Genomic DNA, 13,423 nt, shown 5'->3' with positions numbered 1-13,423 from the left:
GGGGCACGGACCACCGGAGCCGAAGGAGGCGCACGATGCATCCCACCGACGTCGACCCGCGCGACTTCATCGCCGGCGTCGAGAACGCCACCCGACGGGCCGACGCGGAGCGGCTCGTCGAGATCATGCGGGACGTCACCGGCGAGGAGCCGGTCATGTGGGGGCCGAGCATCATCGGTTTCGGCAGCTACCACTACGTCTACGCCTCCGGCCGCGAGGGCGACGCCCCGCTGGCCGGCTTCAGCCCGCGCAAGGCGAACCTCGTCGTCTACCTCGTCGGCGGCTACGAGGAGCGCTACCCCGAGCAGCTCGCGAGGCTCGGGCCCTACAAGCCCGGCAACGCGTGCCTGTACCTCAAGCGTCTCGACGACGTCGACGAGGAGGTCCTGCGCGTCCTCGTCGCGGACTCCTGCGCCGTCGTACGCGCCGAGCATCCATAGGCGGACGCGGACCCTTGGCCGGCGTCGGCGGGGTTGCTAGCGTCGGCCCATGACGGGGCTCGAGGTGGCCAGGATCGGTGCCCGCCGTGGCCGCTGAGCGCGGGGTCGTCGTCGTCGGTGCCGGGCCTACCGGCCTCATGGTCGCCGCCGAGCTCGCGACGGCGGGCGTTCCCGTCACGCTCGTGGACCGCCGCCGCCCGGGCAACCCCAACGTCACCCGGGCGTTCGCCGTGCACGCCGCGACGCTCGAGCTCTTCGACATGCGCGGTCTCGCCGACGCGCTCGTCGGGACGGGCGCCCAGGTGCGACAGCTGCAGCTCTTCGACACCGTGCGGGTCGACCTCGGACGGCTGCCGAGCCGCTACGGCTACCTGCTGGTCACCCCGCAGTCGCAGACCGAGCGAGTCCTGCGCGACCGCGTCGACTCGCTCGGCGTCGCCGTCGAGCTCGGGGTGGACGTCACCGGACTGAGCCAGGACGGCGACGGCGTCACGGTCGCCGGCCGGCGGGAGGACGGCTCCGCCGTCGAGCTCCGCGGCAGCGTCGTCGTCGGCGCGGACGGGGCCGGCAGCACGGTGCGGCGGGAGCTGGGCCTGCCCTTCCCGGGCCGGTCGGTGCTGCGCTCGATCATGCTCGCCGACGTGCGGCTGACGGCGCCGCCGCGCCAGGTCCTCACGGTCAACGCCGTCGGTGACGGCTTCGCGTTCGTCGCTCCCTTCGGTGACGGCTGGTACCGCGTCTTCGCCTGGGACCGCCGCCGGCAGGTGGGCGACGACGCGCCCGTCGACCTCGAGGAGATCCGCGAGGTGATGGTCCGGGCGCTGGGGAGCGACCTGGGGATGCACAGTCCACGCTGGCTCTCCCGCTTCCACAGTGACGAGCGGCAGAGCCCGAGCTACCGCCGCGGCCGGGTGATCCTCGCCGGCGACGCCGCGCACGTCCACTCCCCGGCCGGTGGCCAGGGCATGAACACCGGCCTGCAGGACGCGGCGAACCTCGGCTGGAAGCTGGCGGCCGTCCTCAACGGCCGGGCGAGCGAGGCGCTGCTCGACACCTACCAGGGCGAGCGCCACCCGGTGGGCGCGACGGTGCTGCGCACCAGCGGAGCGCTCATCCGGATGGCGATGATGAGGTCCCCGGTGGCACGCCGGGTGCGCAACGGTCTCGCCGGGGTCGCGGCGGGCTTCCCGCCCGTGGCCGACCGGGCTGCGCGGACCGTGTCGGGCATCGGCGTCAGGTACGCCGCTCCCGCGGGCGCGGACCGTCGCGTCGGCTCGCGTGCGGGTGATCTCGCCCTGGCCGACGGGCGGCTGCACGAGAGGCTCCGCGCCGGCCAGTTCGTCCTCGTCGCGGACCGGGAGCCGGCGGACGTCCCCGAGCACGTCGTGTGGGCGGCGCCCGCGAGCCCCGTCGGCGAACCGGTCCTGGTCCGGCCCGACGGCTACGTGGGGTGGGTCGGCGACGTCGCCGACTACCCCTACTGGCCCTGACCGGCACGCGTCGAGGGCGCGCGCCCCGGGCCTGGCACCGGAGCGGGGCCAGACCCGGGACGCGCCGCCGTCAGTCGCCCGCGTAGCTGAGCTCCGCCGTCGCCGGGGTGCGACGCGACGGCGGCTCGGTGACCTTCCCGCACGCGCTGTCGGGCAGCGTGGTGCGGTGGTTCGCCGGGCCGTACAGGCGCTGGGCCGAGGTCCACGGCTCGGCGGCCTGGCCGTCGAGGAGGAGCGGGATGAGGCCGCGCTGCTCCTGGGTGAGCGGCACCACGTACCCGCGTGCCCGCTCCTGGACGCGCCAGCCGTGGGCCTCGATGCGGTCGGCGAGCGTCGTCGGGAAGCCCTCCGGGCTGTCCTCGCGCTCGCCGTGGTACTGCTCCTCGGTGAGGAGGTACCCGCAGACCGGCGCCCGAAGGATCTGCTCCGGGCCGGGGATCTCCGGGTTGGGCGGCGCCTCACCGGGGTGCGGGGCCGGGAACGGGTCGACGGTGTAGGACCCGCGGAAGACGATGTCTCCGCGGTTACGGGCCTGCTCCTGGCGCCCCTGCTCGCCCGCCGCCTCGATCTGCTCCTTGTTGGCGTGGAAGTAGTCGAAGTACTGCTCGAAGGTGTACATCGCCGAGTACGTCTTGCGCTTGCGCGCCTCGGGGGTCTGCGAGCCGCCGTCGGCGGGACGGGTGGCCCCACCGGAGCTGCGCGCCTCGAGGAGCACGCCGACGACGTTCTTCAGGCCCAGCGTGTTGCGCAGGATCGTCTCCTGGCTCATGCCCACCGTGCTGCCTCCCTCGCAGCCGTAGGGGCAGAACCACCAGCCGTCCTCCGAGCCGCGCTCGTACAGCCAGTTCTCCACGAGGTCCTTGCTCTGCAGGTGGACCACCTCGGGGACGTTGAGGTGCCGGGGGAACATGACGGGCAGGTCGCCGGCCTGGTTGTTGCCGTACTCGTGGCCGTCGAAGGCCGCGTCGGGCTGGTAGTCGCGCAGCATTTCGGTGAAGGCGAAGGTCTCCGGCTGGCGCAGGAGGGAGAAGTCGCGGTTGAGGTCCTGGCCGGTGGCGTTGCCGCGCCGGTTGAGGGCGCGGCCGTCGGCGTTGATCGACGGGACGAGCAGGATCGTCGACTCGGACAGGATGTCGAGGGTGCGCTCGTCCTCGCCGAAGGCCAGCTGGCGCGCGAGGATGAGGCACGCCTCCCGCGAGGACGGCTCGTTGCCGTGGACGTTGCAGTTGACCAGCGCCGTCTTGCCGGCCGCCACCTCCTCCGCCGTCTCCGGCGGGTTCGGGTAGCCGATGATGAACATGTTGATCGGCCGGTCCTGCAGGGTCCGTCCGAGCTCGACGACGCGCACCCGGTCGCTCAGCTCGTCGAGCTCCTCGGTGTAGGCGGCCTCCTCGACGTCGGTGGTGAAGCGCTCGCCGAAGGTCTGCTCCCAGCCTGTGCGCAGGCCCTCGCCGGGCGCCTCGGGGTCGCCCCACTGCGGCAGGGTGGTGTCGTGGACCGGTTCGGAGAAGTGCTCCCCCTCGATGCCGACGCGCCAGCGGAACCGGTCGCCCGGGTCGAAGTTCGCGTCGGCGAAGGCCGGCTCGCTCTGGTCGACCTGGCGGTTGGGCCGCCAGATGCCGGTGATGACCGGCTCCCCGACCGGCTCGTTGCTCTCGTCCACCGGGGTGCGCTCGATCTGGTACTCGGTGACCCCGGCCACGGGCTCCCACGTCAGCGTGGCGAACCCCATCTCCTGCTCGACCTCGAGCCCGGTCACGGCCTCGGGCACCTGCGCCACCGAGGGTGGCGTGGCCACCAGCGAGGCGAGGAGCGCGGCACCGGCCGCGCCGACCACCGCGATTCTCCGTCTGTCACGTAGTGCTGAACGTTGCATGTCTTTTCCCTCTTCAGTCAGGCGTGCGTGGTAGTCACCACGGTGAAGAAAGCGCCGTTCACCCCCTCGAGAACGCGGGGACGCGGGAAAAGACGTCGAGGACACCAGGTTCCACACCCCCATGCGGACTGCCGACATCCGGGGTGCATCCACCCGGCCGCCGCGTGGCGACGTCACCACGCGGGAACGGCCGATCTTGGCCTCAGAAACCCCCCGTTGTGTCGGACATTAACCAGGGCCTACCCGACCGTCAAGGAATCAGGAGACGTCCGCCGTCTGCGTCTCCGCGAGCGAGCCGGCCGGGTACTCCCCCAGCGGCACCCGCCCCTCGCTCCACGCCGTCAGGACCGGCTCGACGATGCGCCAGCACTCCTCGGCCACGTCACCGCGGACGGACAGGAGCGGGTCGGCCTCGAGGACGCCGGCGAGGACCTCGCCGTACGCCGGCAGCTCCGCCCCGCCGAAGCTCGTCGAGAGCGAGACGCGGTCGAGGGACCACGGGTCGCCGGAGCCGTTGACGTCGAGCTCGAGGTCCAGGCACTCCGGACCCAGCCCGATGCGGACCCGCGCCGGCTGCGAGGTGCCCTCCAGGCCCACGGGCAGGTGCGGCACGGGCTTGAAGGTCACGACGACCTCCTTGCGGGTGGGCGTGATGCCCTTGGCGCTGCGCAGGGTGAAGGGCACGCCCTTCCAGCGCCAGTTGTCGATGAAGACGGTGACCTCGGCGAGCGTCTCGGTCTCGCGGGCGGGGTCGACACCCGCCTCCTCGGCGTAGGAGGGCACCTCGCGCGCACCGATGCGGCCGGCACCGTAGCGGGCGCGGCGGCTGTGCTGCTCGGGGTCCCCGGCGCGCGTGGCGCGCAGGACCTCGGCGATGCGGTCGCGGACGTCGCGGTCACCCAGGGTGGGGGGCGGGTCCATGGCGACGAGCGCGAGGACGTGGAGGAGGTGGCTCTGGATCATGTCGCGCAGCGCGCCGGACCGGTCGTAGTAGCGGGCGCGGCCCTCGAGGGCGAGGTCCTCGTCGTAGACGACCTCGACGCTCTCGACGTGCGTGGCGCGCCAGATGGGCTCGAAGATCCGGTTGGCGAAGCGGAAGCCGAGGATGTTGAGCACGGTGCTCTTGCCGAGGAAGTGGTCCACGCGGTGCACCTGCTCCTCCGGGACGAGCCTGCCGACGACGGCGTTGAGCCGCCGCGCGGACTCGCCGTCGTTCCCGAAGGGCTTCTCGATGATGAGCCGCGTCCCCTCGGGCAGCCCGATCTCCTCCAGCGCGAGGCACGCACGCTCGGTGACGGCGGGCGGCAGGGCGAAGTAGATCCCGACCGGGCCCGCGCACCTGTCGAGGACGCGGCGCAGCTCCGCGGGCTGGGTGACGTCGGCGCAGACGTAGACGGACTCGCGCTCCAGGCGTCGCAGCGTCGCCTCGCCCGGCTCGTGGGCGAGCGAGGGGAACCTCTCCCACGGGGCCATCTCGATGCTCGGCTGGACGGCGAAGGCCTCCGTCAGCCGCTCGCGCCACTGCGCCTGGTCCCAGTCGTCGACGCCCGAGCCCACGAGCCGCAGCTCCGGCGCGCGGCCGGTGGCGAGCAGCCGTCCGAGGCCGGGCAGCAGCAGGCGACCAGCGAGGTCACCGCTGGCACCGAGGACGAGCAGGGTGCGGATCTCCTGGTGAGCGGCGTGGACTGTCTCAGCCATGACTTCCCTTCCGAGCGTGGGCGCCGCGGCGGCGGACACCTGCACCCATCATGGCGGGCGTGCGCAAGCCTGGCCGCTCGGGCGTGCCCGGCGCGTGGAAGAGTTGGCGCCATGAGCGCCCTCGTGAGCCCCGAGCAGCTGCTGTCCGACCTCGGTGACACTCCCCCGCTGCTCCTCGACGTCCGCTGGACCCTCGCGGGCCGGGACCGCGCTGCCTACCTGGCCGGGCACCTGCCCGGTGCCGTCTTCTGCGACCTCGACGCCGACCTCGCCGCCCCGCCCGGCGCCGGTGGCCGCCACCCCCTGCCCTCGCGCGATGAGCTCGCCGGGGCGATGGAGCGGCTCGGGGTGCGTCCGGGCCGCCGCGTCGTCGTGTACGACGGCGGGGTCGCGGCCGCCGCGGCGCGCGCGTGGTGGTGCCTGCGCTGGCTCGGGCACGAGGACGTGCGGGTGCTCGACGGCGGACTCCCTGCCTGGGTGGCCGCGGGCGGTCAGCTCGAGGCGGGTGGGACGACGACGGCGGGTGACCAGCCCGCCCGTGAGGTCACGACGACGGCGGGTGACGGGGCGGCGCAGGCCGCAGCGCCGTCGTCGTCCATGCCGACGGTCACGGCCGAGGACCTCCTCCCCTACGACGGCGTCCTCCTCGACGCCCGCGCCGCCGAGCGCTTCCGCGGCGAGGTGGAGCCGGTCGACCCGGTGGCCGGGCACGTCCCCGGCGCGCGGTCGCTGCCCACGAGCCGGCTCCTCGACGCGGACGGCCGCTACCTCTCCCCCGCCGAGCTCCGGGACCTGCTCGCCGCGGCCGGCACGGACACCGGCCGCCCGCTGGCCGCCTACTGCGGCTCGGGCGTGACGGCGGCCCAGCTGGTGCTCGCCGCCCACGAGGCGGGACTGGACGCCGCCCTCTACCCGGGCTCGTGGTCGCACTGGATCACCGACCCGGCCCGCCCGGTGGCGACGGGGACGGACTGACCGCGGCGCCGTCGTCGCCGGCCACGAGCCCGCGGCCCAGTGCCGCGTGGACCAGCGCCCGGCCGTCGCCAAGGACGGGCAGCAGCTGGAGGACGTGGGCGAGGTGGACGGCGGCGACGAGGGCGTCCACGGGCAGCAGCACGAGCCCGAGGACCACGCACGACCCGGGCCCGGCGAGCGCCGTCGTCGCCACCTGCCGCGGCGTCATCGTCCCGACCGGGGTGACGGACACCCGCCACCCCTCCCGGACCACGACGACGAGCCGCACCGTCTCCACCCGCCGGAGCAGGACGAGGTGCATCGTCTCGTGCAGCACGAAGGAGCCGACGAGCCCGAGCACGGCGACCCGGACGAACCACCACGCGGCCTGGGCGGTGGCGAGCCCACGAGCAGCAGCGCCGGTGTCCCGACGGCGCCGACGAGGAGCAGCTGGGGGCGCAGCGAGAGCAGGTAGATCCGCCACGCCGGCCGTCGCTGCCCCGTCATCGCGCGCAGCGGCGCGGTCGCGCTGAACAGGTACAGCCCGCCGATGGTGAGGGTGCACAGGCTCCACAGCGGGTTGAGCTCGGTCTCGGCGAGCAGGTAGCCGAAGAGCGCGAGCCCCACGACCGTCCCGATGAAGGTGTGCTGGCTGCGCAGCAGGCACCAGTCGTAGGGCGTGAGGTGGGCGGCCACCCGGCGCGGGAGGCGGAGGTCGAGGTACTTCGCGGTGCCGAGGTGGCGGCTCGGCATGACGTGAACGGTCGCGACGGTCAGGACGGCGCACACCACGAGGACGGCGGCCAGCGCGGCGCCCAGGCCGGCGCGCTGCGCGAGCCAGCCGATCGCCGTCGGCCACACGAGGGCGCCGCTCGCCGCGGGGTCGGTCATGTGCCACATGAGGTCGGTCATCCGGCCCGCGTAGACGACGATGAGCGCGAAGATGCCGAGCAGCGCGAGCAGGTCCGCCACAGGCCGCGTCCGCATCGCCGACAGCAGCCGGGTCGCGGCGACGTGGATCAGGCTCAGCGCGAGGTAGGCGACGACGATCGGCAGGAGCATCGAGGTGAGGATCTGCCCGACGGCGGAGGGCCCGACGAGGAGCACCGCGCTCACCATCACGGGCACCGCCGTCGCCAGGGCCACGCCCAGGGTGATGGCGGCCTCGAAGAGGAGGAAGGCCACGGAGCGCTCCCTGTTCGTCAACGGGAGCTGGTAGGTGAGCTCGAGCACGCCGTCGGAGCTGAGGAAGAGCACCTTGACGAAGATGAACGCGACCATCACCCACAGCACGAGGGACACCGTGGACGTCGAGAACAGCAGGTCCCACACCTCCAGGTCGGCCGCGTAGGGAAGGAGGAACTGGCGGGCGACGGCGGTGAGGGACACGAGGAGGACGACGGCGGTGCCCAGCGCCGCGAGGCGCACCGACCGCAGGCGCAGGGCCCCGACGCTGAGGACGCGCCGGCCGAAGAACGCGAGCAGCATGCGCGCGACGACGAGGGCGTGGGACAGGCGCACGGGCTACCTCGCCTCCGACTCGATGTGCTCGAACACGATCGACTCGAGCGAGCCGCCGTCGCGGACCAGCTCCTTGGTGGGGCCGTCGAGGACGAGGATGCCGAGGTCGAGGAACACGACGCCGTCGGTGAGCCGCTCGAGCAGGGTGAGGTCGTGGCTGCACAGGAGGACCGCGCGGCCGTCCTCGTGGAGGGTGCGCAGCTCGCGCTCGGCGATGCGCATGGCCTCGAGGTCGACGCCGTTGAGCGTCTCGTCGATCACCGTGAGCGGGCGGCGCAGCACGAGCGCGCCGACGAGCTGGGACTTCTTGCGCATGCCGTGGGAGAAGCCCGAGATGAGGTCGTCGTAGCGGCCCGGCATGGAGAAGTCGCGGAAGTAGGCACGCGCCCGCTCGTGGTCGAGCCGCACGCCGTAGAGCTTGCCGAGCATCGTGTAGTACTCGCGCGGGCTGAGGAACTCCGGCAGGTAGTCGTTGCTCGACAGGTAGACGGCGTCGCGCTTGGCCTCGATCGTCGTGTGCCGGTGGCCGTTGACGGTGATCCGGCCCGACTGCGCCTTGAGGAGGTCGAAGACGTTCTTGATGAGGGTGGACTTGCCCGACCCGTTGGGGCCGATGAGGCCGACGATGCGCCCCTCGGGCACGTCGAAGGACACCTGCTCAACGGCGTTGACGACACCGTCGTAGGAGTAGGTGAGGTCACGGACCTCCAGGACGTGGCTCATGCGCGGCCTCCTTGTGGGTGGGTGGGGTGGACCGGCGGCAGCACCGTCGACGCCGGTGCTGCCGCCGGCCCGTGGCTAGGTCACCGGCACTCGATCCAGAGCGAGAAGCCGTTCTTCCAGGTCATGCCGCCGGTGAACCGGCGCCCACCCGCCTTGGTGAGGCACCAGACCGCGGCGCCGGCCACGAGGACGAAGCCGAGCGCGAGGAGGACTGCGACGAACACGAGGAACCAGGCGTCGTAGCGCACGACGGCGTTGTCGAACCGGTCCTTGGCCGTGTCGATGAGCTGGTGCTGCTTCTCGACCAGCGTCGCCGAGAGCTGCGCGGGCAGATCGGTGAGTGCAACGGACATGGGGAGTTCCTTTCACGGTGAGGCAAGGCTCGGAACCCGGGTGAGCGGTGCGCTGGGGCAACCGCCTGGTGCCAGTCTTCGGCCGGCACCTGCCGTGGCTGAAGAGAGGTTCGACCAGAGGGCCTTCGACGTTCGTCTACGTCGCGCCCCGGTGGCGGCGGGCACGGACGGACTGTTCGATGAGGCGGTGCTCGTCCCGAGCACGCTCCCCCACGCGTACGGAGGTCGCATGCCGGGAAAGACCATCGTCCTCACCGGCGCCAGTGACGGGATCGGAGCGGCGGCCGCTCGCCGACTCGTGTCGGACGGCCACACCGTTGCCCTCGTGGGCCGGTCCGCCGAGAAGACGCGGGCGATCGCCGACGAGCTGGGCGCGGACCACTTCCTCGCGGACTTCACCGAGCTCGCCCAGGTCCGGTCCCTGGCGGCCGCCCTCGCGAGCACCTACCCACGGATCGACGTCCTGGTGAACAACGCCGGCGGCATCTTCGGGGACAGGACGCGGACCGTCGACGGGTTCGAGAGGACCCTGCAGGTCAACCACCTCGCGCCGTTCCTGCTCGCCAACCTCCTCATGGACACGCTGACGGCGAGCGGCGCCTCGATCGTCAGCACCTCGAGCGCGGCCGCTCGGCTCTTCGGGAGGATCGACCTCGACGACCTCGACAACGAGGCGAGCTTCTCCGCGCGGAAGGCCTACGGCGACGCGAAGCTCGCCAACATCCTCGTCACCAAGGAGCTCCACCGCCGCTTCGCCGCCCGCGGCATCTCCGCCGCGGCCTTCCACCCCGGGGTGGTGCGGACGAACTTCGCCTCGGACACGACCAGCCTCATGCGGCTCGTGTACCGCACGCCCCTGCGCCACCTGAGCGGTCTCGTCGGTCCGGAGAAGGGGGCCGAGCTCCTCGTGCACCTTGCCGAGGGCACCCCGGGACGCGACTGGGTGTCCGGTGAGTACTACGAGAAGGGCGGGGTCGCCAGGACGAACCCGCAGGCCTCCGACGCCGGCCTCGCCGCGGGGCTCTGGGACCGGAGCGCCGAGCTGGTCGGGCTGACCGGGCCGCCGTCGTCGTCGGCTACTTGATGGCGCCGCGTGTCACCCCCGAGATCACCCACCGCTGGGCGACGACGTAGACGACGAGCAGCGGCGCCATCGCCATGAGGTAGGAGGCGAAGGCGAGGGTGTAGTCGGCGGAGAACTGGCCCTGGAACACGTACTGGGCGAGCTGGATGGTGGCGGCGCTCGGGTCGGACAGGATGACGAGCGGGAGCAGGAAGTCGTTCCACGCCCACACGCAGGTGAGGATCCCGACGGTCGCGTTGATCGGCGCGAGCAGCGGGAAGACCACCCGCCAGAACACGCCCCACGTGCTCGAGCCGTCGATGCGCGCGGCCTCCTCGAGCTCGGCCGGGATCGACCGCACGTAGGCGGTGTAGAGGAAGACGTTGAAGGACAGGCCGTACACCGTGTAGAGCAGGACGAGGCCCGCCTGGTTGTCCAGCCCGAGGATCGCGGCCTGCTTCGCCGCCGGGAGCATGAGCACCGGGAAGGGGATGAACAGCGCGGCGATGAAGTAGTAGAACAGCGCCTTGAACAGCCGCCGGTGCATCTGCCGCGCGATCGCGTAGGCGACCATCGAGTTCGTCAGCAGCGTGAGCACGACGGCGCCCACCGTGATGAGCGCGGTGTTGAGCGCCCGAGCCGGGTAGTTGATCGTCCGCCACGCCTCGGCGAAGTTGCCCCAGGCCCACTCGGTGGGTGGGGCGAAGCCGGTGCCGCCGAGCTGCTCGGGGGTCTTGAGGGCCATCACCACCGTGAAGTACAGCGGGACGAGCACCGTGAGGGACAGGACGACCAGGAGGGCGGTCAGCCACCAGCTGACGCCGCTGGGCTTGCGGCGACGACGACGGCGGTCCCTGCGCGGCGGGGGCATGGTGACGGCGTCTGCGGACATCAGGCGGACACCTCCTCGCGCCGCAGGATGCGCAGCTGGAAGAAGGCGAAGGCGACGATGACGATCATGAAGATCACGGCGTTGGCGGTCTGGTAGCCGAACTCGCCGCCCTCGAACCCGCCGCGGTAGATGAGCACGCCGATGGACACGGTGGAGGTGCCGGGGCCGCCGCCGGTCATCGCGATGATCTGGTCGAAGACCTGGAGGAAGTTCTTCAGCGCGAGGACGACGTTGATCGTGAAGAAGCCCCAGATCATCGGCAGCGTGATGCTCCAGAACTGGCGCCAGCGGGTGGCGCCGTCCAGGGCCGCGGCCTCGTACAGCTGCTCGGGGACGGTCTGCAGGCCGGCGAGGAAGATGATGATGGTGAAGGCGGCGCCCTGCCACACCGTCATGACGACGATCCCGATCCACGCGCGCTCCGGGTCCGACAGCAGCGAGGTGCTCAGCGCCTCGATGCCCAGCGCCTGCCCGATGGAGGGCAGGGAGAAGTTGAACAGGTAGGAGAACACGTACCCGATGACGAGCAGGGCGAGCACGTACGGGATGAAGAAGACGCCGCGCAAGGTGTTCTTCAGCTTGATGCGGGCGTTGAGCCCCAGGGCGATCGCCAGGCCGATGACGTTGACGAGGATGGTCGTGACGAGTGCGAAGCGGAAGGTGAAGAGGTAGGCGTCCACGACGCGCGGGTCCTGGAAGAGCGCCGCGTAGTTCGACAGGCCGACGAAGCTCCACGTCCCGTAGCCCGGTGAGTCGGTGAAGCTGTAGAAGATGCCCTGGAGCACCGGGATGGTGTGGAGGACGAAGAAGAGGACGAAGGCCGGCAGGACCATCCAGTAGTAGGCGCGGTCGACCTTCCGCTCCGTTCCCGGCCCGCGGCTCACTGCTCCTCCACCGCCCCGAGGCCCCAGGTGCGGCGCTCGGCCACCCGGTCCCAGTTGTCGTCGAGCTCGGTGAGGAAGGCGTCGAGGTTCCCGTCGAGGAGGAACTGCTGGAGCAGCGGGCCGAGCGGGATGGCCTGGATGAACTGGTGGTCGGTGAAGCCGACGATCCGCCCGTCGTCGATGTACTCCTGGATGCCGGCGAGGGCGGGATCGTCGTTCTGCCGGCCCTCCAGGGTGGGGATGGCGACCTGCTGCTCGGCGTACTCCTGGACGATGTCGGGCTGGAGGAGGTACTCGAGGAAGCGTTCCACCTCCTCGTGGTGCGGGCCGTCCGCGCGGGCCGCGAGGACGATGTCGACGCCGGAGACGAGCGTGGTCTGCTCGGGATCGTCGGTGGCGGGCAGGGCGAAGGACCCGACGGTGAAGTCCGGCTCGAAGCTGCGGACCTGCGGCACGGCGTAGCTGCCGATCAGGAGCATCGCCGACTCTCCTGCGGCGAAGGCGCGTGTGCCCTGCTCGTAGCCGGAGGCGGCCGGGTCCGGCTGGGTGAGGTCGAAGAGGGTGGCCTGCTTCTCGAAGGCTTCCCGCCATCCCTCCTGGAAGGTCGTCTCCCCGGCGAAGCGGTCCTCGAAGAAGTCCTCGGGCTGGGTCTGGGCGGTGAGGGGCGCCATCGGGGCCTGCGCCGTCCAGGCGTCGGCGAGCATGGCGAAGTGGGGGACGATGCCCTCCCCCTCGAAGTACTCCGCGGTCTCGAGCAGCTCCTCCCACGTGGTGGGGACCTCGCGACCGTGCTCCTCGAACATCTCGACGTTGTAGAGGGCGCCGGAGGCGTTGGCGGCGAAGGGGATGCCGTTGACCGCACCCGGCTCGCCCGCCCCGAGGTCCTGGACCACCTCGACGTAGGCCTCCTGGACGCCGTCGAGGAGGGGGCTGCCGGCGAAGTCGTGGAAGACCCCGGCGGAGGCGAACTCCCCGAAGGTGCCGTTGGCGTTGAAGGTGAGGACGTCGGGCGGGTCCTCCTTGACGAGCCGGATCCGCATCGCGGTCTCCGCACTGGGCACGTTGTCGACAGTCACCCGGATGTCCGGGTTCTCCTCCTGGAAGCGGGTGGCGACGTCAGCGAAGAACTCCGTGGCCTCGGGCTTGAACTGGAAGAAGACGATCTCGACCGGCTCGTCCGCGGACGCGGCACAGCCGGCGAGCGCCGCGGCCGTGGCCGCGGCAGCACCGAGTCCAGCGGCCCTCGCCAGTCCCTCCCGGCTCATCGCGGCTCCCCCTTCGGCGGCGGTGCTTCACGAGGTTGGGACACATGGTGGCACCGGGGTACGACAGCGGCGAGCGGTGGGGGTTCTTGTCGTTTGGTCACCCATCCCGGGCCGGTGAAACGGGGCTTCTCGGACCGCTCCTCCCCGGCCCGGCGCGCGAGGGGGCTTCCCGGCCCCCCGCCCGGCCGACTCGTCCCCCACCACCCGTCCCAGCCGGTGTGTGGAGGGCGGACGGTCGAATGTCAGTGGTCGGTGAGAGGGTTC

At 71.9% G+C, this 13,423-nt stretch carries 13 protein-coding genes; 4 read left to right on the top strand and 9 right to left on the bottom strand.

Going from position 1 to position 13,423, the window contains the following annotated elements; all coding sequences use genetic code 11:
* Nucleotides 1-35 precede the first annotated feature (35 nt).
* Together DSZ44_RS01355 and DSZ44_RS01350 are read left to right on the top strand one after the other, a co-directional pair.
* Nucleotides 36-440, top strand: a complete 405-nt coding sequence (locus DSZ44_RS01355) for a DUF1801 domain-containing protein (RefSeq protein ID WP_110850791.1) — start codon at nt 36-38, stop codon at nt 438-440.
* 86 nt (nt 441-526) lie between these two features.
* Entirely contained in the window at nt 527-1,930 is a 1,404-nt protein-coding gene (locus tag DSZ44_RS01350) for an FAD-dependent monooxygenase (protein ID WP_220035053.1), read from the top strand.
* Between the two features lie 70 nt (nt 1,931-2,000).
* Here the strand turns inward: DSZ44_RS01350 and DSZ44_RS01345 are convergent, their stop codons facing one another.
* Nucleotides 2,001-3,767, bottom strand: a complete 1,767-nt coding sequence (locus tag DSZ44_RS01345; protein WP_110850790.1) for a M14 family zinc carboxypeptidase — start codon at nt 3,765-3,767, stop codon at nt 2,001-2,003.
* A gap of 297 nt (nt 3,768-4,064) precedes the next feature.
* Entirely contained in the window at nt 4,065-5,504 is a 1,440-nt protein-coding gene (locus DSZ44_RS01340) for a glucose-6-phosphate dehydrogenase (protein ID WP_110850789.1), read from the bottom strand.
* A gap of 111 nt (nt 5,505-5,615) precedes the next feature.
* Between DSZ44_RS01340 and DSZ44_RS01335 the strand changes: the two genes are divergently transcribed.
* Nucleotides 5,616-6,479: a sulfurtransferase gene (locus DSZ44_RS01335; protein ID WP_110850788.1), complete on the top strand. Its 864-nt coding sequence runs from the start codon at nt 5,616-5,618 to the stop codon at nt 6,477-6,479.
* On the opposite strand, the gene DSZ44_RS01330 is transcribed toward DSZ44_RS01335, so the two are convergent.
* The 4 genes from DSZ44_RS01330 to DSZ44_RS01315 all read right to left on the bottom strand — a co-directional run bounded on the left by DSZ44_RS01330 (nt 6,439) and on the right by DSZ44_RS01315 (nt 9,055).
* The gene (locus DSZ44_RS01330) at nt 6,439-6,711 is read right to left on the bottom strand and encodes a hypothetical protein (RefSeq protein WP_146237450.1); all 273 of its coding nucleotides are present in this window, start codon (nt 6,709-6,711) and stop codon (nt 6,439-6,441) included. The genes DSZ44_RS01335 and DSZ44_RS01330 overlap by 41 nt on opposite strands.
* On the bottom strand, nt 6,684-7,979 hold the full coding sequence (locus tag DSZ44_RS01325) for a hypothetical protein (protein ID WP_110850786.1): 1,296 nt from the start codon (nt 7,977-7,979) through the stop codon (nt 6,684-6,686). The genes DSZ44_RS01330 and DSZ44_RS01325 overlap by 28 nt, the downstream gene beginning before the upstream one ends.
* Nucleotides 7,980-7,982: 3 nt before the next feature.
* The gene (locus DSZ44_RS01320) at nt 7,983-8,702 is read right to left on the bottom strand and encodes an ABC transporter ATP-binding protein (RefSeq protein ID WP_110850785.1); all 720 of its coding nucleotides are present in this window, start codon (nt 8,700-8,702) and stop codon (nt 7,983-7,985) included.
* 80 nt (nt 8,703-8,782) lie between these two features.
* Entirely contained in the window at nt 8,783-9,055 is a 273-nt protein-coding gene (locus tag DSZ44_RS01315; RefSeq protein ID WP_220035052.1) for a hypothetical protein, read from the bottom strand.
* A gap of 229 nt (nt 9,056-9,284) precedes the next feature.
* On the opposite strand from DSZ44_RS01315, the gene DSZ44_RS01310 reads away from it, so the two are divergent.
* Nucleotides 9,285-10,139, top strand: a complete 855-nt coding sequence (locus DSZ44_RS01310; RefSeq protein WP_110851288.1) for an SDR family NAD(P)-dependent oxidoreductase — start codon at nt 9,285-9,287, stop codon at nt 10,137-10,139.
* On the opposite strand, the gene DSZ44_RS01305 is transcribed toward DSZ44_RS01310, so the two are convergent.
* From DSZ44_RS01305 to DSZ44_RS01295, 3 genes are read right to left on the bottom strand one after another with little or no spacing between them, the layout of a single operon-like run.
* On the bottom strand, nt 10,132-11,010 hold the full coding sequence (locus DSZ44_RS01305; protein WP_373681215.1) for a carbohydrate ABC transporter permease: 879 nt from the start codon (nt 11,008-11,010) through the stop codon (nt 10,132-10,134). The two genes, DSZ44_RS01310 and DSZ44_RS01305, sit on opposite strands and share 8 nt — an antisense overlap.
* Nucleotides 11,010-11,894, bottom strand: coding sequence for a carbohydrate ABC transporter permease (locus tag DSZ44_RS01300; protein ID WP_258369131.1), 885 nt, complete (start codon nt 11,892-11,894; stop codon nt 11,010-11,012). Before DSZ44_RS01300 ends, DSZ44_RS01305 begins: the two co-directional genes overlap by 1 nt.
* Nucleotides 11,891-13,159 (bottom strand): ABC transporter substrate-binding protein, encoded by a 1,269-nt coding sequence (locus tag DSZ44_RS01295; RefSeq protein WP_110850784.1) that lies wholly within the window; start codon nt 13,157-13,159, stop codon nt 11,891-11,893. Before DSZ44_RS01295 ends, DSZ44_RS01300 begins: the two co-directional genes overlap by 4 nt.
* Nucleotides 13,160-13,423 lie beyond the last annotated feature (264 nt).

It is taken from the genome of Georgenia satyanarayanai, assembly GCF_900116375.1.
GTDB classification, from domain to species: Bacteria; Actinomycetota; Actinomycetes; order Actinomycetales; family Actinomycetaceae; genus Oceanitalea; species Oceanitalea nanhaiensis.
The sequence above is the reverse complement of the archived record's forward strand: the minus strand, read 5'-3'. Positions and strand labels throughout refer to the sequence as shown.